Genomic DNA, 26,710 nt, shown 5'->3' on the forward strand with positions numbered 1-26,710 from the left:
GTTTAGCTGTTGATATCCACAATACGAGAGGACATAAAGCGATTCATCCAATTTTCCAAATACTTGCGGTTTGCCTGCTGCTCGGAAAGATCGCTCGTCTTCATCGGATAAGGCGCTAATCCCAGAATTGCAGCCGTGGTAACACAATACATCGATTTCTGGAACGTTTCGCAAATCTTGACGCGCAAGTCATCGTCGCCGCGCTGACTGTCTCGATAAAAAGCGTGCAAATAATCGGGTAAATAGTGGCGCATATCCTGCATCAGCAATGTGGGGGGAATACCGGAACTGCCTACAGGAAGGGGATCGGCGTAGAGCGCGCCGTAAGTAAAATCGCCTTGGAAAAAGGGAATTTGATACGCTTGAGCGTTGTAGGAAACCGTACCGGGAAAGGGCGTTCCTCGGAAGAAAACGGCTTCGACGTAAGGGACTGCTGTCTCCATCAGGAACGCTAAGCCTGCCGATTGAGGCAAGATGTCGTAAACTTGACCGCCGAGGGTGACGCTGTAGGTAATCGGTTTGCTAGCATTGGTAACTAAACCATCAAGGATGTGCTGTACGACTTGAGGAATTGATTGAATTTCGCCTTTGTCGTAGCGATCGCTTAATGAGATAAACATATCGCTCATCACGCGCCAAAACTGCCCTAATGCACTGTAGTAGGACATGACGCGCACTTGTTCCGGTAAAAACTGTGGAAAAAGTTTATTGAGCAATAAGATTGCCGGATTTCCCTTCCAACGGGCGCGAATGGCTTTGTCGGCAGCAGCTTGAAACTGGGGCGAATCGACATACTCATCTAACTGACCGCCGCCGTGCCAAAACATGGCTTTCATGCAGTATTCGGCATACTCGAAATTGATGCGATCGTGCCACCAATGCCGCAGCAATCGAGCCGGAGTCACTTCGCCATTAAAATATTTGAAAAAGGGGAATAAGTTCAAAAATTGATGTTCGGCAACATAAATGAGATTGCGGGAATAGGCATCTAAAACAATGCCGTAACTTTTAAGAATGCCGACGACCTCGAGAACGTTTTCGGGAGAATCTGCGAGCAGTGCTTGTCCGGATTCGAGGCGATGAATGTATTCTGAGAGTGGATGTCTGGAGGGAGTGAGAGTAGCTTTCACTAGGTTTATGCTATAGCGAGCGTTTTTATTCCATTTATTAATGTACTATTGCATTTGCCCCTTGGATCGCTTCCCGACAATGCTCGCTTCGATCGCTAAATCCACAGCGGAAGGGATTGTTGCGATCGCATTCTCGCGCTCGATTGGGGGATGAGAGTTAATTGTTGAATTCGTAAGGATCTTTGGGCGTGGGGATTTCCGCGATCGCATCGGCAGAATCGACCGCGACGACGACTTGACGCTTCCCCGCCAGCACTTCCGGGATAATTTTACCCTTGAGTTCCAACCAGCGATCGGGAGGATACTTATCCCGCGCTTGCGGTAATTTAATCGGCAAACCAACCGGAGAAGCATCGACCGCGCAACAGGTAATAATAAACCGACAGAGGTAAATGTAATTTTCGGGCAAGTCCGCCGGTTGAACGACAAAACCGCTAATCTTAACGGGTTGGTCTTTATAAGCGTCGGGTTCTGGATAGGTATTCAGCGTGCGCACCCAATCGACAATCGTTCGATCTTCCGGTTTGACGGCGGCGCGGAAGGTGCGCGTTTGGGTTTGCGTCAGCGGGAGGGCAGCGCTTACGCCGCGTTGGAGGGCTGTTTCGCTCGCTAAGATTTTTGGGGGAATCAGCAAACCCGCGATCGCAGCGACTAAGAGTAAAAAGGTACTGACTCCGGGAGGGAAGATCGTAAGATGTTGGACGGTTTGACTATCGCTTGTACGACGCGGTTTGAAACGTTCCAAAAGTTTAAAGCCCCCCATCAACAGCAGGACAATCCCCGTACCGAGAACGAGGGATGAATAATTGGGGTGAATAAGCAAGCGCAGTTCGCCGGTTAACCAGAGTTCGATCAGTAGAGCGCCCCAAGCAGCTAAGGCGAGGAAATCGAGCCAAGGAACAATCGTTTGAGAAAATCGGTTTCGCGTTGCTTTTGCTGTCATAAATTATGAATGATGAATTACGAATTGTGAGTGATGAATGGGGAATTACGAATTACGAATTACGAATTACGCAAAAGTTAAAAGAAATAACTGTAACCTAGGGTCAAGATGAGGGTAAGTTGCGCCGCGATCGCGAATAAATAAATAATCGTCCTGGGTCGAAAAATCGACAGCATCAAGCCAATTCCTTTAATATCGATCATCGGCCCGAAAACCATAAAAGCGAGTAGCGATCCGGTGGTAAAAGTCGAAGCAAAAGCTAAAACAAAAAACGCATCCACCGTCGAGCAAATCGAAACAAGCGCCGCCAGCAACATCATTGCCAGAATGGAGGTAATCGTGCCTTGTCCTAAGCTTAAAACCAACTCGCGCGGCGCTAGCACTTGAATGGCTGCCGCGATCGCGCTTCCTAAAACCAATACGCCGCCTAACTCTCGCAATTCCTGCACCATATTGTTGAGAAAAAAGCGCAGTTTATCGACGGGCAGATTAAAAAGACGGCGTTCCGGACGCGCGATCGGCTCAAAAGTTGCATCAAAGCGCTTCGGTTGTCCTTGCTGACCTAAAATAAACGTTCCCGACTGCAATAGCGCTGGCATTGCTTTTTCCTCTATCGCTGGGGAAGGGCGTTGCTGACTGGAAACTTGGCGGCGAATAAGGCGTTGAGCCAAATCCGGCTGCAACATCGGGCGCGGATCTTTTTGAACGCTAAACAAACAGCCGATAATGGTGGCAATAGCTAAAGAAAAAACAATGCGTAAGACTACAACTTGTACGTCTTGGAACGCCACCCAAGTTGCCCAAATGACAACAGGATTGATGGTAGGGGCAGCGAGTAAAAAACCAATCGCAACCGATGTTGGCGCGCCTTGAACGAGTAAGCGTCGCGCTACGGGGACGTTACCGCACTCGCACACCGGAAATAGAAAACCCGCACAGCTACCAGCAAAGGCACCCAAAAGCGGGTTACGCGGTAACTTGGCGATGAGTTTGCCTTCATCCACAAATAAAAGTAAAGCGCTCGAGAGCAATACGCCTAATAACAGGAAAGGCATTGCCTCGACCAGCAAGCTCAAAAAGAGCGTAAATCCGTTATACAGTTGATTCATCGCGATCTGCATCAGCAGGAAATCGAGCTACAAAGCTGCCACCGAATTGTAGCCCATTTCGGAACTCGCGCCTTTACTGCGGCTCTGCCTCTTCTTTCAACTCAATCTTGACGTTAGGCAAATCCTCTAGTTTTTCAATCGGTTCTCCATCGGGGATAAGTATCGCCGGGACGAATAGCGTTAAGCCTTGGGGGATACACTCGACTTCTATCGGGGTCTTGCCTATGGGTTCGCCGTCCAGTGCGACTTTTTGGGGCGGTTCGGTAGAAATTTTTACCCGCTGCGCCCGCAAATAGCCGATATCGTCCCGTTCGACTGCTTCGCCGCGCATCCCAGTTTGTAAAAGGTGATAGCTTGCTGCGACCGCACTGGCGCGATCGCTCGGTGCGACTATTGTTATATCTAACAAACCATCATCCTCAATAATTCCCGCCGCGCCTTGGGCGAGAACTGAAGTAGGCGGTGCTACATTCGCTACCGTGACCGCCGCCGCCACCGTCGTAATAATTTTATCGTCGGTTTCAATTTTGACCTCAAACTGCTCGAAATTCCGCAGTTGTTGGATGCCGGACAAAATGTAGGCCAACATACCAAAGCGATTTTTGACCTCCCGACTGGCTCCTTCAATGGTTTCAGCCTCAAAACCGATGCCAGCAAGGAGAACCATTGGTTTGCCGTTGCACAAAGCCGCGTCTACAATGCGCGTCTTTCCTTCTACAATGACTTGACAAGCTTCTTCGATTGTCGTGGGAAAACTTAGGGCTGTCGCAAAAGCATTGGCTGTACCGCGAGAAATAATACCAACGGGAATGTTGGTTCCGAGTGTCGCTCCCGTTACCGCAGAAAGAGTTCCGTCGCCGCCCGAAGCGATAATTGCATCCGCTCCGCGCGCGATCGCATCCCGCGCTAACTCTCCGGGATCGCAATCTGCCGTCGTTACCCGAACCTCTAGCTCGAACTCCGGCTCTAAAAGGCTTTTGATAGTTGCCAAATCCTGTTCGGGGTTTCCTTGACCGGCAACGGGGTTAAAAATCAAACAAGCAGAACGAGTCATAGTTTCAGTTCGATATCTAACTCTCTCTAATCAAAACTAACCGCATTAACGGGTATTGCGAATCGCTTCAGAATTTTTGGCTTTAACACTTACCGCACCCTTGCATTTAACAGTACCAACATCAATGAACTTTATGATAATTTTAGGACTTTAGGTTGCTGCAACGCATCTATCTGGCGAATGAGCCGTCTTTTGGCGCTTTGCTGCTTGCCATCTTGTTCTGAAGTGTAGCGCCGTCAGCAAGTCTTAATTCTTTCAATGGATAGACGACAGAAGCTGACATTAACCCCTAAAATTGCGATCGCGGTTCACCAAAGAACAGCAAAATTAAAAATTAAGGAGTTTATCTTTATGGGTTGGTTACAACGAATTTTTGGAATTGGTAAAAAAGAGGCAGAGGAAGCCGCTCAAGCCCCTCAAGCTGCTCCTCAAGTATCGACTCCCACAGCAAGCGGTGACAACATTCCCCCCGAACGAGTTGGGTTGAATGGCGAATACGACCAAAGCGGTTTGGCCAAACGAGTTGCGCTCGCCTTTGACAATAACTCCAACCTGACTGATATTGAGACCCTCTGGGTTGCTCAAACCAGCGGCACTGTCGTTCTTAAAGGGAGCGTCCCCTCTCAAGATATCCTAGACCAAATGGTAAGCACCGCTCGCGGCGTAGAGGGTGCCACCTCAGTAGATACCTCCCAAGTGACGATTGGTTAGCAACTCGGGTGTAGTTCAAAGAATATATATAGCCATCGCCAAGACAGCTAGGACAAATTTGGGTAGGGGCGAATGCCATTCGCCCGGTTTTCTACCGCTCGGATTGTCCTCATCGATGTGTCTGTTGCTATAGAGTTAGCGCTTCGGAGGTACGGCTTTTGCCCCCTCCTCGAAGCGCAACCACAGCCTTCAGTTAACCCAGCGAGCGTTAATCTGTTTTAAGTTAGTTGAAATACATCTGCAAAAACCTCCCCAGAATTTGGCTTTCGCGTTGTATGGGGCGAATCGTAAACCACCATTAAAGCTTCTGTCCCCTCCGCTCCCGGATACAACGTTAGTCCTTCCGCGCGGTCTGCACCCGCCACAACCGGAAGATTAAAAAGTAACTTTAAACGTTGCGAATCTTGCGAGCTTAACGTACTGCCCAAACCCCGTCCGATATCCCGAAGCTGAAACACCTTTAAGGCTCCATCAGCCTCCATTGTCGGCCCAGCCAGCACGAGCAAATCCTCTCCTCGCCAACACAAATCTCGCACGCCCAGTCCGTCAAGCTCGAGAAAATGCTTATTGTAGAGTTCTCCGTTGGTGCCGAGGGGAGCGAGCGTAAAAACCCCTGTCGCGCTGGTTGTCGCTTCGATTTCCAAAATAACTGCCCAACCTCGCAGAACCGGGCCGCGCAAGCCCAAAAAGATGCGATTTCCCCGCACTGCTAATCCCTCGATATCAAGCCCATTTTCTTTTGAGGGCAACCCGCTCCTAACAATTGTCCCTAAATGAGGATCGGTTGCCAAAGCATCAATGAGAATGTTACTCGTTTCAGTCCTTTGTAGGGCGGCTGCGGTTAAACTTGTCTCAGCGTTTTGATAAGATTCCACTAATTCGCCGTTCGCGACGGGAATGCGAGCGAGTAAATAACGATTGGGTTCGGCTTTAATTTCAGTCAGTCGCGCGATATCTTCAGTTTCATTGTTTCCTTTCGCTTTCTTTCGCTTGGTACTGTGCGAACCAACGACCCAAAGATAACCGTCTGCGTAATCTAACCCTTCGACATCGATTTCGGTTTTAGGGTCTAAGAATGGGAAAAATGGACTGAGGGGGAAGTGCCGCCAATGACCGAAAGTATCAGCTTCGGTCGGCGAAAGGCGCTCGATACCTAAACCTTCATCAGAACCCAGCCATAGGTTTCCTTCAGGAGTTAGCGCTACAGCAGAAAGCTCGTCAGATACTTGATTTTCCTTGGAATCGAAGCGGAGTCGAAGGCGAGAGAGTGAAATAGAGTCTGGCATAATTGGCAGTGAGAGATGACGACTTCAGGTTCCAATTAACATCGATAATGAGTGGCTTACCGGATTGTTCTCGCGTAATAATTTAGCGATCGCACTGTCCCCGTTCTAACTTGACTTTCGGGATAGCATTAGGATTGCGCACTCGAGGAGTCTGGGTCAAAATGGCTAAAATTCCCGTATAGCCTGTTTCTAAGGTTGTATCGCAGAGCAGTTCGACAACCTGCACTCCTAGAATTTCCTCAATCAGAGCTTTAAGATGGGGCTTAATGGCACTCTCAATTGTCGTGCGCACGACTTGATTAAGATCTGAGCCGCCATTTTTCAAGAGTAATTGTTCGACAGGCGTAATTGCTTCTTCTCCAACCACCGCTAATTTATTTGCAAAAAGATGGCAAATTAGCTTTTGAGGTCGATGTCCGAGGTGACAATTATATAAAGCTTGAAGGCTTTGAGCTAAACTTCTTTCGAGTTCTCCGCTTGTCGGGTAAATCGATGGAATAAGTCCTGAATATGATTCTTCTTCCCACATCATGGCGATAAAAGTTAGGGATTATACGGAATTTTGCCAGGAAGTGCGGTTACTACAGTTTAAACTTCTGCGATCGCGCACTTTTTACGACTATGGATAAATTTTGGGCAAATATTAGCGTTTGGAGGTTGAGGGACAGTAAGCGACCGTTAACCTTAAAACTAAAAGTTCAAGCCCAAAGCTTTATAGCAGTAGCTATTGAGGTTGCGGCAAGAATAACTTGAAAGTTTTTACCCTTCCAATTGGGGCATACCGCCACCTTTCCGAGCTTCGCTATACATATGATTTAAGCAAAGTGCTGGACAAATTCACATCTCCCAAATTTAATATTTTTTACATTTTACAGCCTACATCAATCCGTTTTTAGGGGGGTTTTACTATGGATAAAGGGTTATAACCGAACTTTTACTGTACCGCCAGATACTTTATAATTTCTAACCTAAGCTCGGCTCCGGTAAAGCAAAGTGGCTTAAGGGGTTGAAAAGCTTACCTTCAAAAGCATTAAGACTTTTTAATTGGTAAATAGAGGCTAAATAAAGTCCCCTTTCCAAGTTCAGATTTAACGTCAATCCTTCCGTGGTGTGATTGCATAATTTGGTTGCACAGGTATAATCCCAACCCGCTCCCCGATCGCAAATGATTGCCCTGACGAAAACGCTCGAACAGTTTAGCTTTTTCGTTCTCTGAAATCCCGATTCCGGTATCCTCAACTTCCAAAATCAGTTCTTCCCCTCGGCGAGAGAGGCGCAAGTCGATCGCTCCCTCATCGGTAAATTTAATCGCGTTGCCGATTAAATTGGTTAGCACGCGGCGCAATTCCATGCGATCGCCCCGTACTGTATCGATCTCCTCCTCAATCTCAACGCGCAAATCGAGTCCCTTTTCCATCGCTAACGGCGAGAGTTCGCGCGCCACCTCTTCAATCAACTCGGGCAAGTTGAAATCGATAAAACTGAAAACTTTTTTGCCGACATCGTAGCAATAAACTTCTAGCAACGTATTCAACATCGACAAAAGGTTTTGATTGCTGCTAATCGCACTGCCGAGTGCCTGTCTCATTTCTGGCGAGACTTCTCCAAACGTACCCTGGCGCATTAAACCCAACATTCGATCCGCCGCAATTAAAGGCGTGCGCAGATCGTGAGTAAGACAATGAACGAAGTTCTCGCGCTGGTCGATACTCTGCTTGAGGCGCAACAGAGAACGCACCCGAGCTTGCAATTCATCCACCTTGAAGGGTTTGCGAATAAATTCATCCGCTCCTGCATCCAACCCGGTTACAACGCTGGATTGGTCGTGGGCGGTAATCATTAAGATCGGGATGAAGGGCAAGCGGGGATTGCTGCGGAGGCGGCGGGCGACTTCATAGCCGTCCATTCCTGGCATCATTACATCGAGCAGGATTAAATCTGGGTGAGCTTTTTCGATTTGAGCTAGCGCTTGCGCGCCGCTTTCGACCAGCTTGACTTCGTGGCCTTCTTGCTCGAGGGCGAGTTGCACTAAAAGGAGGTTATCGGGATAGTCATCAACAGCGAGAATGTAGTTACTCATGCAGCTTTTAGGATAGAGTATCGGCGCTAAAGAGCGTACCGATGGAGAAGGAACAACCAAATAAGAGAGAGCCTTATTGACACACTCATATTGACGTACAGCGAGGTAAATTAATGCTGAAGGTCGTACCCACATTAACTTCGCTTTTTACGTCAATCGCGCCCTGCATCATCTCAACTAAAGATTGAGTAATTGCCAAACCCAAGCCCGTACCGGAATGTTGGCGGGTCAAGGTTTGATCGACTTGCCGGAATGCTTCAAAGATTTTTTCGATATCTTCCGGGCTGATGCCAATCCCTGTATCGCTAACGCAAAGCTCGATGCGTTCTGACCCAACCTCTCTCACTTTCACCGCAATCCTACCGGATTCGGTAAATTTAATTGCATTGGAGATGAGATTGGTAAGGATGCGGCGCACCGCACTCGAGTCGTTAACAACAGTGGGATTTGCCATCTGACAATTAACTTCGATCGCGAGGTCTTTTTTCTGGGCGAGGGAGCGGAGTTCTTCGACGGTCAACCGCGTCAGACCGTTAAGGTCAAAAGATTCGGGTTGTAGTTCCCAACGACCCGCTTCAATTTTAGAGAAATCTAAGACTTCGTTTAACATCTCCAATAAATGTTTGCTGTTATTGAAGATGCGATCGACCATATCTTTCTGTTTGGGAAGCAGAGAACCGTACTGTTGCAATTGCAGCATCTGCGAGAAACCGCCGATCGCATTTAAGGGCGTGCGCAATTCGTGGGACATGGTGGCCAAGAATTCCGATTTTAGTCGAAAAGCTTGTTGCAGTTGCAGGTTTTGTAGGTGAATTTGCTGGCGCTGTTTGGCGAGTTCGTCGGCGCGGGACTTGAGGATCGCTTCGGCTTGCTTGCGCTCGGTAATATCATTTAAGGTGCCGTAAAGCCCGGAGATGCTACCATCTTCGCTTTCTTCGACGCGGGCGTACATCTCCAACCAACGAAATCCCTCTTCTTTCGTCGGGCAGCGGAATTCGCAGCGGAAGGAGGTACGGCGCTGCGCGATCGCGTCGGCAAAGAGTGTCGCGACTAACTGCCGGTCTTTAACCGCATAAATATAGTCGAGCAGGGGCGTATTCAAACTCTCTTCTACGGTGAAGCCGAGAATCTCCGTCCAAGCAGGACTCAGAAAGATCCAGCGTCCGGTGCAATCGGTTAAGAAAATCACTTCTTGAACGCTGTTGATCACCGAACTGTAGAGGCGACCGATGGCACGCAGTTTGCTGCGGCGATCGATTAGTTCGCGCTCGAGTTGCTCGTTGAGCGCGACTAAGGTGGCTTCGGCTTCTTTGCGATCGCTAATATCCCGCGCGATCGAAACAATGACGGACAGCCCATTATAATCGGCAGCGGGACTGATGCGATTGGTGGTTTCCAACCAGAGATACCCGCCATCGCGCTGGCGCATCCGGAAGCTTTGGGTATATTCCTGTCTTGAAGGCGAGAGCGCCTCTTTAACACTTTGTAATGCGACTGCATCTTCTGGGTGCAGAAACTCATAAAATGAACGCCCGATCAGTTCGTCCGGTTCGTACCCCAACAAGCGGCGACAGGCGGGCGAAACGTAAAGATAAACGCCCTCTAAGGTTTGCGTGGCAATGAAATCCGAGGAGTTCTCCGCTAGCATTTGATAGCGCTTAATCCCTTCGACCAACTGGGTTTCTGCTGCTTTGCGATCGCTAATATCTTTGTGGGTTCCCGTCACCCGCGTTGGATTTCCAGCCTCATCGCGCGCTACGACTCGGCCGTAATTTCCGAGCCATTTCCACTCGCCCGATCGCGTCTTTAAGCGATAATCGTAGTCATAAGGCAAGGAACTATCTTCTAGGTGAGCCTGCCATAGTTCCCGAACCCAAGGCAGATCCTCGGGATGAACTCGCGCTCTCCAATCTTCAACGCTCATGGGGAATTCATTCGGCTCGTAACCCAGCATCTGATACCATTGCGGGCTGAGGTACAGGGTTCCCGTCGTAATATCCCAGTCCCACAAGGCGTTCCCCGAGGCTTCTAGAGCGAATTGCAAGCGCTCTTTTGCCTCCTGCAACTCAACTTCGGCCTGTTTGCGCGCCGTAGTATTTTGCAATGAACCCACCATGCGCAAGGGTTTCCCCTCAGAGTCCCATTTCGTTTCTCCCCGTGCCAAAATCCATTTATAGCTGCCGTCTTTGCAGCGCATACGATATTCGGCAGTATAGTGAGGTGTCGTGCCGTTGAGATGGACTTGCACGATTTCTTGGACGCGATTAATATCGTCTGGGTGCAGAAGTTCCGCCCAGGCAAGATAGTGATTTTCGATTTCGCTGTCGCTGTAACCGAGCATCTTTTTAAACAGCGGCGACATGAAGGCTTCGCCCGTCGGAATATTCCAGTCAAAAATTCCGTCGCCCGTACCGGTGAGGGCTAACTGCCAGCGTTCTTCGCTTTGTCTGAGGGCGGCTTCCGCTCGCTTGCTTTCGGTAATATCTCGACCTTCAGCGATCTCTAAGATTACCTCTCCTTCGTCGTTAAAGACGGGTTTGAGGGAAAAATCAATGATGGCGACGGTATCGCCCGCCCCCCGAACTTCAACTTCGTAGCGGATGAATTCTCCTACTGCGGCGCGCGCGATCGCATCTTTTAACTGTTCCTGCTGCGGTGAGAGTTCTCCCTCAATAGGAGCGATCGACTGCCACCAGGCTGTTTTATAGAACGGAAGACCGAGAACCTCTTCTGCCCGCAAGCCGCCAAATTCGAGGGCGCTTTCATTAGCCTCTAGCAGGATGCCGTCGGGTTGCAATAGCCCCATAAATTGGAACGTCGAGTTAAACAGCGCCCGAAAACGACGTTCGCTCTCTCGCAACTGAAATTCGGTATGTTTGCGAGCGCTTATGTTTTTGATTTGAGCGATTACATACAGCGGTTCGCCGTTCTCATCGCGTACTAGCGAAACGTTCAACGAAATCCAGACGTGATGCCCCTGTTTGTGAATGTAGCGCTTCTCCATTTGATAGCGTTGAATTTCGCCCTTGAGGAGTTGTTGGAGATAATCTAAATCGGTATCGAGATCTTCGGGATGGGTAATCGTTTGGAAATCGATCGCGAGCAATTCTTCGGCATTGTAACCGACCAGTTCGCACAAGGCTTGATTGACCTTTAACCAGCGCCCATCCGGCGCAACCAGCGCCATCCCAATTGCAGCGTATTCAAACGCTTCGTAAAAGCGCTTTTCGCTCTCTTGGAGGGCTGCTTCTACCTGTTTTCGTTCGGTAAGATTTAAACTCGTGCCGATGATGCGATAGATGCGTCCTTCTGCATCCTGTACCGGGTTTAAACTGGTCAGCCACCAAGTTGCGTTCTCGCTCAACGGGACATATTCTTCGTAGGTTATTGTCTCGCCTGCGGCTATACAGTTCGCGTAGTTCTGACTGAGTTTTGCGGCGACTTCCGCCGGGAAAAACTCTTCTGGGGTTTTACCCTTAATTTCTCGGTCGAGTAGCCCCGTCAAGCGCTCGTGGGTAGGGTTCAAACCGGCATAACGAAATTGACCATCTTCTGCTATGTCAATGACAAAAATCCCTAAATCGACTCCGTTATAAATGCTGCTGAGAAATTCTTCTTTCTCTCGCAACGCAATTTCTGCTGCTTTGCGCTCGCTGATATCCTTCATCGCCACTACTGCTCCCAGTTTTTTCCCTTCTGGAGAGATAATGGGTGCGCCGCTGGCTAAGAGGGAGCGAAGCGGTCTATCTTGGGTTGCGATCGCGAGTTCGGCATTGCGTACATTTTCTCCTTGCAGCGCTCTAAATAAAGGAATTTCCTCCTTACGCAGCAGCGTTTTGCCGTCGGCTTGGTAGAGACTGTAATGTTGCGCCCATTCTTCGGGAGAAATATCCTCCCTGGTAATCCCGTGAAACTCTTGAGTGGCTTTATTGAACAGCGTTAGTTCCGCTCGTTCGTTACAGGCGACAATCCCGTCAGAAAGATTTTCGAGTAAGGCTTGCAGAAATTGTTGCTCTTGTTTGAGTTGGGCTTCCACTCGCTTGCGCTCTGCGACTTCAGCCAGTAGCATTTTGTTGGCTTCCTCCATTTGAACGGGGGAGGGAAATGTCAAGATCTGCGGTCCGTAATAAGCCACCGCATAAGTTGTTCCTAACGATAGGGCGGCTGTTACGGCTCTGACACTGCCCGATAGCCAATAATCGGAATGCCACAGCGTCCAAATATCGGTTAAGTAACTACTGCCACAGACCACTAGAAAAGCTGCAAATAAAATTAGCAAGCCGTTGAAGGGAATATCGGGTCGTCTACGGGCAATATGAACGAGCGTTAGCGGTATCGAAAAGTACGAGATGGCAATCAGAATATCGCTGAGCCAATGCAGCCCAATTAACTCTGGCGGCATAAGAGCGCTCGCCCCACTGGTAGTAGCCATAAAGGGGTTAATTGCCCAAAAATTTTCAGAATTTGCGAACCTCAACATGGTCTTGAAAACTTTTCAAAACATTAGACTCAATCGAGTAGTGCATAAATATCTATAAATATCTGTAAATATCTATCTATAGAATCTGTAAATGTAGCTGCGGATGGAAGCGGGAAAGAGACTTAAGGGAGTCTGAGAAACAGCCCCGGCAGATTATATTTCTTTCTTGAGATTTTTTTCAGGGCAGTTAGGTTGTTCTCTTATCCACAAGTCATTAGGGACAAGCTTCTACAGTAAGCTCTGTTGGCTACAACTTAAGTATAAATGAATAATTGCATTATAAAGAAAAGCTTAAGAAATAAGGGTGAAGATAGCCCCCGGCAGAAAAGATTGCGGGGGCTATATCACAGTTTAAAATAATGTTGCTTCGGAATTATCTTCCGATCGGTAGGTTTTTCGCGAAGTCTTTTTGAGGAGGAAGGGAGCTTATCGGTTCTCTCGAAATCTCTAAAGAGAGGGATTGTATTATTTCTTTAGATAGATGCGAGCGCTCAATCATGCTTTGATAATGGGGTAAATAATGGTGTTAAATAGCTAGAAGGGAGTACGACTCGCGATAATCCTTAGCCGGATTTTTGGGTCGTCTCAATTTCTGTCCCTTCTTAACCCGATACTTTATGAGCAAGATTCGCGTTGTTCTTATAGAAGATCATGACCTAACTCGCATCGGTCTTTGCGCCGCTCTCAAGCAGAGCGAAAAGGTTGAAGTTGTCGGCGATGCAGCGAATGCACGTCAAGGTTTAAAGACAATTGAAACGATGCAGCCGGATGTTGCCGTGGTGGATATTGGCTTGCCCGATTGGGATGGGATCGAGTTGACGCAGCGTTTGAAGCAGTCGCTCGTTAACAGTTCGGTACAAACGCGCGTGTTGATACTCACCTCCCATAGCAGCGAGGACTCGGTTCTAGCCGCGTTTGCAGCGGGTGCAGATTCTTATAGCCTCAAAGATGTAAGTTTGGAGAATTTAGTCCACGCGATTCAATTAACCCATGAGGGGAATGCTTGGATCGATCCGGCGATCGCGCGGATCGTGTTAACGCAGGCGCGTAAAGGTGAAGATCGCGATCGCCTTGAACGCGAGGAAGTGCTTCCGGAAACGGCAACGAGAACGATTGACGCGATCGAACCGGAGTATCAACAGTTAATAGAAGCTTACCCGCTGACGGAACGGGAGTTAGACGTACTCGAATTGATTGTTGCAGGGTGCAGCAATGCAGCGATCGCAGAAAAATTACATATTACCGTCGGAACCGTTAAAACCCACGTCCGTAACATTCTCAGCAAACTCTGTGCTGACGATCGCACCCAAGCCGCCGTTCGCGCCCTACGTTCGGGCTTAGTCGGCTAAAATACCGCATCCTCGCTCGCTCTGCCAATTTCCGCAACCTAACAATTAAACTTCTCCAAAAGAAATTTTTGCTTCGGGTTCTTCTTCGTAGGGAAGCCTCCACAGGGCTTTTCTGCCTCCAGGAAGATTCAACCTGGAGTTTTTTAAGCATTAATGGAATAGAGCTAGTGTTAACACTGGTAATTTTTTTGGGTAAGAAAATTGCTCGCCGAGCAATAGGCTCGACTCTGAATGGGCATTCTATCGTGAATTTCTTTCCAGAGTCTCGTCGATTTCTAAAGGATCCTAAATTTTAAATTAAAAATGCCTCTCAATCTCTTAATTCATTATTAAAATTAAATTTTGTAAAGCATAACGCACAGAAATAAAACCGATAAGTAAATCAAATTAATGGGATTCACGGTCAATTTCAGCAAGTTAGTAATTCTCTTTATAAATTGAAGTAGAAAACTTGCAAAAACGAAGGAGCTAATGAGATGGAGAGGGAAAGAGGAAGGCAAAGATAATGTTGAAAGGGAACTTTGTGATCGGTAAACCGATTGTCCGACAAGCAACGCGAGAACCTTTAGGAAAAAGCATTCAAGATTCGCTGGTTGTCTCTGCTAACGGTAACGGCTCCCGTCGAAATTGCGATCGCATCATCGGATTTTGGGTCGGAGAATCGGAACCTGGAGACGAGACCAGCATTCTGCCACTAGGAGCAGTTTCTGCAATCGGAAAGGACGCAATTGTTGTCGATGCAGACGGGTGGCTCGCACTCAGTCATAGAAGTAAGTTTCAACGCTATCGAAGCAGCAGAGACTTAGCAATTAATCGCCAAATCCTAACTCTAGACGGACAAAATCTAGGGCGGGCGAGCGATATTTACTTCGACCCAGAAACTGGCAAGATCGAAGGCTACGAAGCTTTTGGCGGCAAATATGCCGACCCTGAAACCGGAAAAAGCTTCGTTCCGGCTAACCGCATTATTGAAATTAGCGATCGCGAGATTAGGGTTGCACCGGAAACGATCGAACGGATGCAAGAAAGAAAGTTCCACGAGTGCAAAACTCCTATTCCGCCTGCGATTTCCCTAGAAATGCTCCAAAAAGCCTTTGTTGTGGGTCGGGTGGCTCGCGAACAAGTTTGTACGCCCAACGGCATACCACTCCTCGTATCCGGTCAACTCATTACTTCCGCTCACGCTGCGGTCGCTCAGAATTTAGGCATTCTCGAACAGTTATATGCTGCGGTTGGGGGTGATGATTTGGGGATGATTCCTGGTGAAGCGCTAACTTGTAAAATGCCCAATCCGCTCGCGCGTGCTTGGGGACGGCGCGTTCGCAAAATGGTCGAAAATCCAGACGGCTCCATTATTGCCGCTCCGGGTCAAATCGTAACCGAGCGCGAAATCGCTCGCGCCATCGAACACCACCAAGAAAAAGCTCTCCTCGATGCTGTGGGTTATTCGATTGATGAAGCAAACCTCAAAGGATGGTGCAAAACTTGTAGCGAGCTAAAGACTTGCAACCTAGCCGCTTGGATTGAAGCGGCAGCAAGCCGAGGCAATTCGGTCGCTAAAGAACTTTGGGAAAGTTCGGTTCCGCTGATGCGCAAACGCGAAGACGAAAGCGAAGATTTAAGCCGAAACGAGCAAATCCAAAATGCTCTCGGTCGTCCCGTCGTGCAAGAAATTCGCGATCGCAATAATAGTCTTATTCTTGAAGTCGGCGACTTAATTACCTACCACGCGGTCAAACAAGCGATACGAGCCGAAATGCTCTCGAAATTATTAAGTGCAGTCTACGAAGAGTAGCCAGTAATTAAAAGATCGAGAGTCGATAAGTGGGGTTTCCTGGATAGACTGGGAACTATCGATCGATCCCGAGTCGCTGGCGCAAAAAGATTGCCATCTCCTGTCCCACAACAGGACTGCGAGCGACTAAATGACCTTCGCTATCGGTCAGTTCTAGCTTACTAAAATCGAGTTCCTGCGATCGCGTCCACATCTCCTGCGCCACTCGATCCTGTCGAGATGCACTCAGATCGTACCACTCATCTTTTAAACTCACCGCCAAGCGACTGCCAATAAAATCCGCTTGAATCGACTGAATCAAACCATCCGCATACTGGCTAGTAATTTGAGCAACCTGCGTTTTAATCGCTGCAATTAAACGCTGTTCTGGGGTAAGAACCGGTTCCGGTGGCGCTTCCACCACGATGGGTTCTTCAGGCTGCGCTGCGATTTCAGCAGGAATCGGAGTTGCAACTTCTGAAGGGGTATCTATCGGCGCGACAGGTTCTTCTGCGGCGGTAGGAACTTCCGATGCAGGAGAATCCTTCGCCGGTTCGCTAACCGATGGCAACGGGACGACCGTAACGGGAACTTCTACCACCGATGGCGACGGGACGACCGTAACGGGAACTTCTACCACCGAGGGAGAAGGATTAACAGTAACGGGTGTTTCCAACGACGGCGAAGGAGCAACAGTCACCGGAACTTCAATAACGTTGGGTGAAGGAGTAACGGTGACGGGGGCTTCAACCTTATTAGGCGCAGGCGCGACAGCAACGGTTTTTGGTGGCGAATCAGGGATTAAAACGGCGATGAAAGCAATAACAGCGGCGACGAGTCCGGCTAAGATTCCAGCAAGCGCGCCATTAGAGAGTTTTTCATTCAGGGAAGCTGGGAGGAAAGAGCGCAGCTTGGCAAAAAAACCGCGTTTGGGTGGGGGTGCAACTGCGGTTTTCGCTACATCTGCGGCGCGTAGAGCGGGCGCAATAGGCGCGAGATCGGTCTCTAACGCTTCTAAATCTTCTGCGAGGCGAGTGAAAGCCGTCGTAGGCGGTAACGCATCGATTGTAGCCGATTCGAGACGGCGAGCGACGCGATCGAGTTGTTGAATCGTCTCCCGCAGAGACTTTAGCGCGTCCGCCTTCGATAAAGTGTCCGGTCGTTCTGGCGCTCCTTCCGACATCATTCCCTCCGACTGAAATACACATCTAAACGAACAGTGTACAATTATCAGCTTTGATTTCTGCCTCAGAAGAGGGATATACTCAATTTGGCTCTCTACACATCCCCTTCGACCGATGAGTTTAAAACGCCGTCAATTTCTCGGACTGAGTGCTTTAGGTGGATTGTCGTTAGCGCTGGGCAGTCATTTCCTCGCCAAAGCGCCCTCGCCTCACGAAACCGCCGACGCGCGCGAACCGGTTTCCTTATCCCCCGCTTCCAACTTACCCCTGCTGCGCTTTGTTTCGGTGGGAGATACGGGCTCGGGAGCAGAAGATCAGTATGCCGTCGGGCGCGCGATCGCGCAATATCGCGAGCAAAATCCTTTCCCCTTCGTCCTGCTCGCGGGCGACAATATCTACACCAACGGCGAAATCGAGAAGATCGAAGCTGTATTCGAGCGTCCCTACGAATCCTTACTCGCGAACGGCGTGAAGTTTTATGCGACCCTAGGCAATCACGACATTCGCACTGAAAACGGCGACCTCCAAATTGAATATCCCGGGTTTAATATGGGAGGGCGTTACTATACCTTCCGCAAAGAGGACGTGCAATTTTTTGTCCTCGATACCAATCAGTTCTACGTCCCCGATGCGTCGAATAATCCCGCAGGCGACGCACAACTCGCGTGGTTGGAGTTGGAGTTAGAACGCAGCACTGCACCGTGGAAGGTGGTACTCGGACACCATCAGATTTATTCTTCCGGTCATTACGGTGTGAATCAAGCTTTTGTGGCCAAGTTTTCGCCCCTGTTTGAGAAATATGGCGTGCAAGTTTATATTAACGGTCACGAACATCATTACGAACGCTCGAATGCGATCGCCGGAACGACGTATATTATCTGCGGTGGCGGCGGAGCGTATTTGCGTCCGCTGGAAGCAAGGCAAGAGTTTTCGGCTTATGCCGAATCGCGGTTTAGTTTTGTGACCTATGAAGTATACCGCGATCGCATGGTTATTAAAGGACTTGGCACCGACGGGCAGGTTTTTGATGAAGGAAGCATTGCTTTGAAAGCTGTATAAATGTCCCTTAAAAATATTGCTCGAGAAACGCTAGAAATGCTCGATCGCGGTTTCTTTATCGCTCCTAACGGCGAGCAAATTTCCTTGCAACCCGCCTTAGAAAACGCGATCGCACAAACTCGCCTTTACACCCCCGAAGAAGGCGCACAGTTACTAAACGCCGCCCCTTCCTCACCGGGCAACCTTGCAACCCTTGAAGTCACCGATGAAACCACCCAGATTGCAGCTTACCGCCTCGTTGTAACCGAATCCGTCCCCGATCTCGTCCTATTAAACTTTGCCTCAGCCCGCAATCCCGGCGGCGGATTCCTCAACGGAGCTAAGGCGCAGGAAGAAGATTTGGCGCGCTGTTCGGGGCTATATCCTTGTTTGCTAACGCAACCGGCTTACTACGAAGCCAATCGAGCCAATGAATCGGTACTTTACAGCGATCGTATCATCTACTCGCCCCGCGTGCCGTGGTTTCGCACTCGCAGCCACGATGCCCCCAACACCCTATTTTTAGCCTCAGTGATTACCGCCCCCGCACCGAATGCTGGAGTCGCCCTTCAACGCAATCCGGGTTGCGCCAAGGAGATAGAGACAGCGTTACGCCGCCGTGCTGGGATAGTGCTGGCGATCGCTGCTGCCCAAGGACATCGCAACCTACTTTTAGGCGCTTGGGGCTGCGGCGTATTCCAAAACCAACCGCCTTTAGTTGCCGATGCGTTTGGAAAATGGCTCTCTTCCGAACGATTTTTCGGGGCATTCGATCGCGTCGTCTTTGCAATCTACGATCGCACCGCCGATAAAGCAACTCTCAAAGCGTTTCAAGCGCGATTTTCCTAGTCCGCTCTGCCGAACTCACATCTATAAGACTCTCAGCTTTTTCGAGCCAAGATTCCGGGCAAAATCCCGCTAATCACTCTTGACAAAATTATTTGAGTACAAGCTGGATAGATCGCACGTACTGCTTTCTGTTTTATCATATAGTGTATCAACACTACATCTCAATTAACCTTATGGGAGCTACTCGAAAATCCAAGAATCCAGTCGTTGAGAAGTTTTATAAGAAAGATAACATTTGTAATATCTGCCAAAAGGAAAGTCTATTATCAATAGATCACGTGCCTCCTCAATGTTGCCCACCTGCTAAAAGTAGAGTTACTTCTAAATTGTTATATCAATTTATCGGTGATACTTCTTTTCGTCCACGCCAAGACCAAAATGGTATAACATATAAAACAATTTGCGCTAACTGTAATAACTTATTGGGATCGAAATATGATAAAGCTTTAGGGGATTTTTCAAAAACCATTGAGAGTTTTGTTGAAAGTCACTTGATTTTGCCCGATTCTTTTGAAGTTGAATTTCATCCCAATGCAGTTATGCGTTCTGTTTTAGGCCATATTCTCGCAGCAAAAACCGAAACCGATAATATTGTATTGGACGAAATAATTCGACCATCTATAATAAATCCATCCACACCGATTCACGAAGACATTCATGTTTTTTACTGGGTTAATCCTTATGAAAAAACCATAATTCTTAGGGATTATTGTAGGTTGGCAGTGCCTGGGAAATTTGATAAGGTTGGATTTTTTAATCTCATAAAGTTTTATCCGGTCGCTTTCTTAGTTACCTATAAACTTCATCATTACAAAGGTCTGCCTAGCTTGCATGACTTCAATAGCCTTTCAATTCATGATAAAATACAGGTTAAGATTGACCGAAACTCTACTCGAAAAGAAAGTTTTCCCGAACGAATATCTGATAGAGATGTCTTGCTTCATGGTAGAAGCGCCGATGATTCTGTCTATTCATTGCCAAAATCGAAATCAAAAAAAAAGAAAAAGTTTTAAGTTTGTAAAAGTCGATCGCAGTCTGATATAGCCTTATCCAGAACTCAGGTTAAGTAAAAGTGCTTGAAGTTGCGGTAGTGATGTAGGTGGAAAGCAACCAGAATCGTCATGATTTCGCTCAGAGCCAGTCCACGTTGGCGTTGGCGGTTTTTTACCCCTTCGCTGAGTAATCTTTTTTGCCACTGGGGTTCAAATTGTTGGCAAAAATCGTCAATGTTACAGAACAGTTCTTCTAAACTAGACATAGGGAGAGACCCGTTGCAGGTTTGATCGTTTGCAGCTTACAGGGTCTCTCCCTTTTTTGGCTAGCCCGCACCTCCGCTACGCGATCGCATTCCCCTTATCCCGAACTGACGTTAGAATGGATTGGAAGGCGAATTTTAGAGATTGAAGCCCTATCGATCGCTACTCGGACTCCTAACGCTAATCGTTCAAATCGCCCCAGAACTCGATGAATCGTCCGCTAGCAAGGCTCTCAGGGCGGCAACTTCGGAACGCTTGCCGACGACTAAAAGGCGATCGCCCGATCTCAACGCCGTTTGTGCTTTAGGATAATAACTCGTCTCGCCGCCGCTTTGAATCGCCATGACCGTCACGCCGGTTAAGTTGCGCACGTTAGCAGAGGCTAGGGTTGCACCATCGAGGGGAGAAGGAGTAGGAACGTCAATCCATTCGTTGTGCAGGCTAGTTGCCGCCTCGCTGATATCGTTTTGGAAGGCGATCGCGGCGCGTTCCGGGCGAATATTGAGGTAGCGATTGGTGCGTAGCGTCGAAATGGTGTCGTCGATCGCGGGTTTGCTTTCGCCGAGGGTAGAAAGGAGGTGGGAACCAATCTCTAAAGCTGCCTCAAACTCCGGTTGGACGACCTCTGTGGCTCCCATTTGGGTCAAAAGGTCAATTTCGCTATTTTCGTGCGATCTCGCCACAATGTCCAAATTTGGGGCGATTTCGAGGGCGTGTTTGAGCAGCAGGCGGGTACTGCCGGGATCGGGAAGCGCAATGGCGAGGGCTTTTGCTTTTTCTAAATGCGCTTTTTCCAAAACCAGCTTCGAGTCGCTATCGCCGAAAATATAGGGCATTCCTTCGGATCGTAACTTTTGGATTGCGGCTTCGCTATTGTCGATGACGATGAGAGGATAACCGCGATCGCGTAAAATATTGGTCACGACGCGCCCGACGCGCCCGTATCCCGCTACAACGATATGATTGCAAAGCGTTTCGGGGACAAATAGGGGCTTATCGCGCTGCCACTGGCGCAAGTATCGTTCGAGTGGGGGAAAATTAGCGAGTTTATCCGCAAGGCGGGGCGAAAATTTCATCGCGATCGGAGTAATCACTAAAGTAATCGCTGTCGTTCCCACCAACAATAAATACTTTTCCCGTTCGATTAACCCCATTTCAAAGCCTTTTAAGGCTAAAACAAAGGAAAACTCTCCAATTTGATTGAGTCCTAAACTCACTAATATTGCTGTTTTAAAGGAATATCCAAACCTCAGAATAATCGGCAGCACAATCAGCGCTTTTCCGACCATAATCAAGACAACTAATTCCAGGATAATAACGGCGTTATTCCATAAAACCCCTGGATCGATCAGCATCCCGATTGAAACAAAGAATAAACTCGCGAAAGTATCTCTAAGCGGTAGAACTTTAGCCAGGGCTTGGTCGGAATAATCGATTTCTGAGAGCATCAAACCTGCCACAAACGCTCCCATTTCAATCGATAACCCCAAACTTGCCGTCAGTAAAGCAACGCCCAAACACAAAGCAATCGTCACTAACAAAAATAATTCGCTATTCTCCGTTTGGGCAATCCGTTTAATAATCGGCGGTACGAGCCAATATCCCGCTGCTAAAGCTAGAGTAAAAAAGAGCAAAACTTTCAACAGGGCGACCCCTAAAGCCGTTCCAAAATCTTCCGGATTTTTGAGCGCGGGCAACAAGGCTAACATTAACCCCAATGCTAAATCTTGAACGATTAAAATTGCCAGCATTGCTTGACCGTGAACCGTATTCGTTTCGCCGCGCTCGGTAAGCGTTTTTAAAACAACAGCGGTTGAGGAAAGCGATAAAACTGCTCCTAAAAATAAGCCTTCGAGGGGAGATCTGACAACACTTAAAACGAAGGATCCCAAAGCAACCAATAAAATGGTCGAACCCATCTGTAAGACGCTGCCTTGGATGGCAATATCCTTAACGCGCTTCAATTCTGTGAGAGAAAATTCAACGCCGAGGGCGAAAAGAAGAAAAGCAACGCCGATTTCTGCGAAGGGTTGAATGCGTTCGGGCGTATCTAAAAGTCCGAAACCCGAAGGGCCGACTAAAATTCCTATTGCCAAGTAACCTAAAAGCACGGGTTGCTTGAGGCGATTCGCCACGAATCCTCCGATCGCGGAGGCACTTAAAACCGAAGTCAAATCGAGAAGGAAGGGACTGACGGCTGCCATTGAATTTTAGGAAAGTGAAACCAGATAGTTTCAATATTAAACGAAGATTAATTTTGTCTGTAATTACGAATTACAAATTATTGGGTCAACGGGCAGGGGGAACAATACGAGTCCGAACTAATATTTCATCGATTTGTTCCATTACTTCAAAATCGGCTCGCGGTAACGAATTTTTCCCTTCCAAAAAGGTAAAGGCTTCGCGGAATTGCTGCCAGTCGGCAGTTATAGGCGCGCTGAAGTGGCAGGGAACGATGCGCTTGAAGTCCCAACGTCCAATGCGCTTAGCCCAGTTTAATGTCTCTTTGGAGTTGCGATTGAGAATGAGGGTTTGTAGGATGGGGGCGACGAGTAAGTTGCTTTTTCGGAGTGCGGCAAACGATTGTTGCCAATTTTCCTTCCATTTAAACGGATAAATCCCAAAATAAGCTTTTTTCGATCGCTCCGGGGCATTAGAAGCCAGAAGAAAGGCTTTGAGTAAGGGAATAGTATCGAGAACGCTGGCGCGAAAATAAAGGGCAAACAGACAGATTCGCTGCCATCCTTTGCGGCGGAGTTGGGGACTATCTTCGATGCGATCGCGCGCTTCGTCCCGAGCGTGAAACAATAGAGGATAGGGATCGAGTTGTACGACTTCGGGCGGTTCTTCGGGGATAGAAACAATGGTATCGGTCACGAGCAACGAACGCGATCGCTTGTGGAAAAAAGCCACCTCAGAAAACGGACGCAGCCCTAAATCGATTGGCCCCAATATCTCATAATCGAACTCATCGGCGAACGGCGTTTTACTGCTATCTGGCGGCAAAACCTCCGTCCTCTCCGGCGGAAAACCCAACCAACTCAACGGCAAATCAATCGGGAAACTCCATTGCTGGGGCGCGACATACACTTGCGCGTTGGGGAAACAGCGTGCAAAAGGCCCTACAAATACCTTATGCTCCAAACCGGAAATCGTCGGTAAAATAATATACTTCACCTCGCCGTGCTGCGCTTCCAACTCCCGCAATAGGCGCTTGCATTCTGGCGTTGGGGCGACGGGAGAATACACCAACAATCCGCCTGCTTCCAACTTCACCACCGTCATTCGCACCGGAACGACAACATAAAAAATGCCTTGGACTTGCTCGAACGTCCAGAGTGTATCGGGTATGATTTCTTGGCGCAGTGTCTGTCGCCGTGCGTAGGGATAGATGGGAACCAACGGCCAAAATCCCCAAAACCAATCTCCCGGACGACTAGAGGAGTTTAGAGTCGTTATTGTATCGCGCCCGCGTTCTTCTGTCCCCATAACCCAAATCGGCATTTTCTCTCAGTTTCTCATAAATAAACGCTAAATCAATAATTGACAATAGGATGGTGACTTTTAAGAGTGCTTACTTTAAATTTTGTATCTATTTTGCAATAAAGTTGATGGGCGGTAAGATTTATATTATTCATTCGGCGAACTTTTCGTTAGAATAAAGACAGATTTTTACACTACAAAGGAAAAATTCTGATGGCTACTGCAACTAAAACGAAATGTGCTTGCCCTAAGTGCCAGTGCGAAGTTTCAGAAGACAAAGCTGTTGTTAAAGATGGTCAATTCTATTGCTCTGAAGCTTGTGCAAACGGTCATCCTAATGGGGAAGCTTGCTGCAATTCGGGCTGTCACTGTCACGAGTAAAGCGCGAAAGTTTTATCAAGCTAATACCAATTTAAGATTGCGTTGCCTAGAATAAACTTTCCTAAATTCTCAGGATAACGGTGCGTTACGCTTCGCTAACACACCCTACTTTTTATTCTAGTGTAAACGGGTTGTACTCTTAGAAAAGTCGCGAGCGTTTGTCAGAAAAAAATGAAGTGTAGCGAATAAGGGCGAAGAAAGTTCGCCCTTCTTTTATCATTTATCTTACCGATCGCTCTTGTTTACAAATATTAATTCTTAATGTTAAACAATCGAGCCTCATGCGCAAAATTCATATTGCTCTGTCTGTTGAAGATATCGAAGTATCTGTTGTAGATTATACGCAACGTTTGAGTTGCGAGCCTTGCGTTGTTGTGCCGAATGAATATGCTTTATGGCGAACGGATGAGGTCAATTTCTCAATTCGGCGATCGCAATCCGGTCAACAAAAACTTCGTCATTTAGGCTGGGAAGATTCTTCCGCCAAAGAGTTCGCCCAATCGCAAGATGTTAATGGCATAGTTTGGGAAAATTTTGCAGCTTCGCAACAGGATGAAGAAATTAATCGTATTTGGCCTAGAGAGTCGGTCAAGTAGAATATATTCTCATCGGGAAAACACGCTCTATGGTAGGGTGGGCATTGCCGTTTCTGGGATTGAACCGAAAATAAGGCATCAAGTCGGCAATGCCCACCTGTGTAATTTTGTCAAGACTGAGTGTTTTTAGATTAATCGAGTAGGATTTACGATTCGCGATCGAATTGTTGGGCATAAAATTGTGCGTAACGACCATTTTTCTCCAATAATTCTGCATGAGTTCCAGCTTCGACAATTTGACCTTTTTCAAGCACAAATAAGCGATCGCTGCGGCGAACGGTAGCGAGGCGGTGGGCAATGACAAATACCGTGCGATCGCGCATAATTCGTTCTAAGGCTTCTTGGACTAAAGCTTCGGATTCCGAGTCTAAAGCAGAAGTGGCTTCGTCTAGAATGAGGATTTGCGGATTGAGAAAAACAGCGCGCGCGATCGCGATTCGCTGGCGCTGTCCGCCGGATAAGTTCGCGCCGCGTTCGCCGACATAAGTATAATAACCTTGGGAAAATTGACTGATAAACTGGTGGGCATTCGCCACTTTTGCAGCCGCTTCTACCGCCGCGAGATCGAAGTTTTCTTGTCCGAAAGCAATATTTTCTGCGATTGTTCCGGAAAATAAAATTGTTTCTTGGGGAACAATCCCAATTTTTCGCCTTAAACTCGGTAGCGTGACATCGCGAATCTTAATCCCATCGATGAGAATTTCTCCCGCATCGGGATCGTAGAAGCGAGGCAGTAAATTTAAGAGCGTACTTTTGCCCGCACCAGATGCACCGACAAGGGCAATTGTTTCGCCGGGATGGACGAGGAAGTTAATATTTTGTAAGGTGGGAGTTTTGCCCTGAAAACTGCTTTCAAGAGGGCGAGAATTGGCGGGAGTATCTTCGTCGTCGATTGACGCAAAGTAAGTAGCAGCGGGATAAGTAAAATTAACGTTGCAATATTCCACTTTTCCCATAACGGGGGGTAATTCTTTTGCACCGACGGTTTCGATAATCGTGGGTTGAGTGGCGAATAACTCAAAGATACGATCCACAGAAGCCTCGCCTTGCTTGACTTCGTTGTAGTTATTGGTAGTAATCGCGATCGGATCGATGAGCATCGCGACACCGACGCAATAACTAACAAAAGAACTGCCGCTTAAGTTGCCTCTAGAAATTTGCCAGCCGCCGAGTAGAAATAAGAGCAAAACGCATAAAGCTTGTAAAAAACCAATGACAGGAAATTGAACGGCTTTGAGCTTTTCGGTGGCGTATTTAATGCGGCGATGGCTTTCTGCTTCGCGGTTAAAAACAGCGATCGCGCTTTCTTCGGCAGCGAAGGCTTTAATCGCGCGCATTCCGGCAAAGCGTTCGACAAGTAAGGCGGAAAGATTAGAAATTCGGCTTTGACTGCGGAGGGAAAACTTTCGCATTTGTTCGCCAAACCAGCCGATCAAAACCGCCATTAAAGGCGCGATAATAAAGGTAGCAAGGGTGAGTTGCCAGTTGAGATAAATAACGTAGCCTAAAACAACGATAACTTGCAGAACGCAGGGTATAAATTGATGGAAGATTTTTTGGACGACTTCGCCGACGCGATCGACATCTTCGGTGAGGCGATAGGATAAATCCCCGGTTTTGCTCGATTCAAAGTAATCGATATTGAGGCGTTGTAGGTGAGCGTAAAGACGAGTTCTGAGATTATAAGCAATGGCGAGCGCTGCTTTCGCCATTAAACTATCTTGTCCGTACTGGGCTATTTTTTGAATGAGGAAGATTGTAGCAGCAACGGCAGCTAAACGCGCGATTTCGCTAACATTCCCCTCTCCCACCGACTGCGCTACCCACTTCGACAACCACGCCAGCACGGGCCAACAAGCTGTAAATACAAGAGTACAGCACAGTGCGAGCGCGATCGTTCCGCTTTGAGGGCGAATGTAAGGGGCGAGTTTCCAGTAATTGGACATAGGGAATGAGGCTTAGGAATGTTTGGTAACATTATAAGCAGGCGATCGCCCTACCGTTCGG

General features: G+C 48.1%; 19 protein-coding genes and 2 pseudogenes. 8 read left to right on the forward strand and 13 right to left on the reverse strand.

Annotated elements, in window-relative coordinates; translation table 11 throughout:
- Positions 1 to 2: 2 nt before the first annotated feature.
- The 4 genes and pseudogenes from H6G50_RS01550 to H6G50_RS01565 form a co-directional block, all read right to left on the reverse strand.
- Complete coding sequence (locus H6G50_RS01550) at positions 3 to 1,139, reverse strand: CO2 hydration protein (protein ID WP_347239856.1); 1,137 nt, start codon at positions 1,137 to 1,139, stop codon at positions 3 to 5.
- A 148-nt stretch (positions 1,140 to 1,287) separates the two neighbouring features.
- Positions 1,288 to 2,073: a TIGR03943 family protein gene (locus H6G50_RS01555; protein ID WP_190712574.1), complete on the reverse strand. Its 786-nt coding sequence runs from the start codon at positions 2,071 to 2,073 to the stop codon at positions 1,288 to 1,290.
- A gap of 77 nt (positions 2,074 to 2,150) precedes the next feature.
- Entirely contained in the window at positions 2,151 to 3,182 is a 1,032-nt protein-coding gene (locus tag H6G50_RS01560; protein WP_190712576.1) for a permease, read from the reverse strand.
- A 73-nt stretch (positions 3,183 to 3,255) separates the two neighbouring features.
- A pseudogene (locus tag H6G50_RS01565) lies at positions 3,256 to 4,239 on the reverse strand (YegS/Rv2252/BmrU family lipid kinase); the annotation flags it as partial.
- A gap of 348 nt (positions 4,240 to 4,587) precedes the next feature.
- On the opposite strand from H6G50_RS01565, the gene H6G50_RS01570 reads away from it, so the two are divergent.
- Entirely contained in the window at positions 4,588 to 4,947 is a 360-nt protein-coding gene (locus H6G50_RS01570) for a BON domain-containing protein (protein WP_190713013.1), read from the forward strand.
- 218 nt (positions 4,948 to 5,165) lie between these two features.
- Here the strand turns inward: H6G50_RS01570 and H6G50_RS01575 are convergent, their stop codons facing one another.
- From H6G50_RS01575 to H6G50_RS01590, 4 genes are all read right to left on the reverse strand, one after another.
- Positions 5,166 to 6,233 (reverse strand): DUF3616 domain-containing protein, encoded by a 1,068-nt coding sequence (locus H6G50_RS01575; RefSeq protein WP_190712580.1) that lies wholly within the window; start codon positions 6,231 to 6,233, stop codon positions 5,166 to 5,168.
- An 82-nt stretch (positions 6,234 to 6,315) separates the two neighbouring features.
- Positions 6,316 to 6,765 carry a DUF2294 domain-containing protein gene (locus H6G50_RS01580; protein ID WP_242032661.1) on the reverse strand — a complete coding sequence of 150 codons (450 nt, stop codon included), beginning with the start codon at positions 6,763 to 6,765 and terminating at the stop codon, positions 6,316 to 6,318.
- A gap of 498 nt (positions 6,766 to 7,263) precedes the next feature.
- A complete protein-coding gene (locus H6G50_RS01585) occupies positions 7,264 to 8,313 on the reverse strand; it encodes a hybrid sensor histidine kinase/response regulator (protein WP_190712582.1) in 1,050 nt (349 codons plus the stop codon).
- A gap of 85 nt (positions 8,314 to 8,398) precedes the next feature.
- Positions 8,399 to 12,745, reverse strand: coding sequence for a PAS domain S-box protein (locus H6G50_RS01590; RefSeq protein WP_190712584.1), 4,347 nt, complete (start codon positions 12,743 to 12,745; stop codon positions 8,399 to 8,401).
- 665 nt (positions 12,746 to 13,410) lie between these two features.
- Between H6G50_RS01590 and H6G50_RS01595 the strand changes: the two genes are divergently transcribed.
- A complete protein-coding gene (locus H6G50_RS01595; protein ID WP_190712585.1) occupies positions 13,411 to 14,142 on the forward strand; it encodes a response regulator transcription factor in 732 nt (243 codons plus the stop codon).
- Between the two features lie 505 nt (positions 14,143 to 14,647).
- Positions 14,648 to 15,937 (forward strand): PRC-barrel domain-containing protein, encoded by a 1,290-nt coding sequence (locus tag H6G50_RS01600; protein ID WP_190712587.1) that lies wholly within the window; start codon positions 14,648 to 14,650, stop codon positions 15,935 to 15,937.
- Between the two features lie 55 nt (positions 15,938 to 15,992).
- Here H6G50_RS01600 and H6G50_RS01605 read toward each other — a convergent pair whose 3' ends face one another.
- Complete coding sequence (locus H6G50_RS01605; protein ID WP_190712589.1) at positions 15,993 to 17,102, reverse strand: hypothetical protein; 1,110 nt, start codon at positions 17,100 to 17,102, stop codon at positions 15,993 to 15,995.
- Positions 17,103 to 17,214: 112 nt separating this feature from the next.
- Between H6G50_RS01605 and H6G50_RS01610 the strand changes: the two genes are divergently transcribed.
- From H6G50_RS01610 to H6G50_RS01620, 3 genes are all read left to right on the forward strand, one after another.
- Complete coding sequence (locus H6G50_RS01610; protein WP_190712591.1) at positions 17,215 to 18,159, forward strand: metallophosphoesterase; 945 nt, start codon at positions 17,215 to 17,217, stop codon at positions 18,157 to 18,159.
- A complete protein-coding gene (locus H6G50_RS01615) occupies positions 18,160 to 18,987 on the forward strand; it encodes a TIGR02452 family protein (RefSeq protein ID WP_190712593.1) in 828 nt (275 codons plus the stop codon).
- 173 nt (positions 18,988 to 19,160) lie between these two features.
- Positions 19,161 to 20,000 (forward strand): hypothetical protein, encoded by an 840-nt coding sequence (locus H6G50_RS01620; protein WP_190712595.1) that lies wholly within the window; start codon positions 19,161 to 19,163, stop codon positions 19,998 to 20,000.
- Between the two features lie 50 nt (positions 20,001 to 20,050).
- Here H6G50_RS01620 and H6G50_RS01625 read toward each other — a convergent pair.
- From H6G50_RS01625 to H6G50_RS01635, 3 genes and pseudogenes are all read right to left on the reverse strand, one after another.
- Positions 20,051 to 20,245: pseudogene (locus H6G50_RS01625) on the reverse strand (IS982 family transposase); the annotation flags it as partial.
- A 186-nt stretch (positions 20,246 to 20,431) separates the two neighbouring features.
- Positions 20,432 to 22,447 carry a cation:proton antiporter gene (locus H6G50_RS01630; RefSeq protein ID WP_190712597.1) on the reverse strand — a complete coding sequence of 672 codons (2,016 nt, stop codon included), beginning with the start codon at positions 22,445 to 22,447 and terminating at the stop codon, positions 20,432 to 20,434.
- Between the two features lie 85 nt (positions 22,448 to 22,532).
- Positions 22,533 to 23,747, reverse strand: a complete 1,215-nt coding sequence (locus H6G50_RS01635; RefSeq protein WP_242032662.1) for a DUF4336 domain-containing protein — start codon at positions 23,745 to 23,747, stop codon at positions 22,533 to 22,535.
- Between the two features lie 192 nt (positions 23,748 to 23,939).
- Between H6G50_RS01635 and H6G50_RS01640 the strand changes: the two genes are divergently transcribed.
- Together H6G50_RS01640 and H6G50_RS01645 are read left to right on the forward strand one after the other, a co-directional pair.
- The gene (locus tag H6G50_RS01640; protein WP_190712599.1) at positions 23,940 to 24,107 is read left to right on the forward strand and encodes a metallothionein; all 168 of its coding nucleotides are present in this window, start codon (positions 23,940 to 23,942) and stop codon (positions 24,105 to 24,107) included.
- A 281-nt stretch (positions 24,108 to 24,388) separates the two neighbouring features.
- Entirely contained in the window at positions 24,389 to 24,703 is a 315-nt protein-coding gene (locus H6G50_RS01645; RefSeq protein WP_190712601.1) for a hypothetical protein, read from the forward strand.
- Between the two features lie 146 nt (positions 24,704 to 24,849).
- Here the strand turns inward: H6G50_RS01645 and H6G50_RS01650 are convergent, their stop codons facing one another.
- On the reverse strand, positions 24,850 to 26,649 hold the full coding sequence (locus tag H6G50_RS01650) for an ABC transporter ATP-binding protein (protein WP_190712603.1): 1,800 nt from the start codon (positions 26,647 to 26,649) through the stop codon (positions 24,850 to 24,852).
- Positions 26,650 to 26,710: the final 61 nt, after the last annotated feature.

This window comes from Oscillatoria sp. FACHB-1406, from assembly GCF_014698145.1.
Classification (GTDB): domain Bacteria; phylum Cyanobacteriota; class Cyanobacteriia; order Cyanobacteriales; family Spirulinaceae; genus FACHB-1406.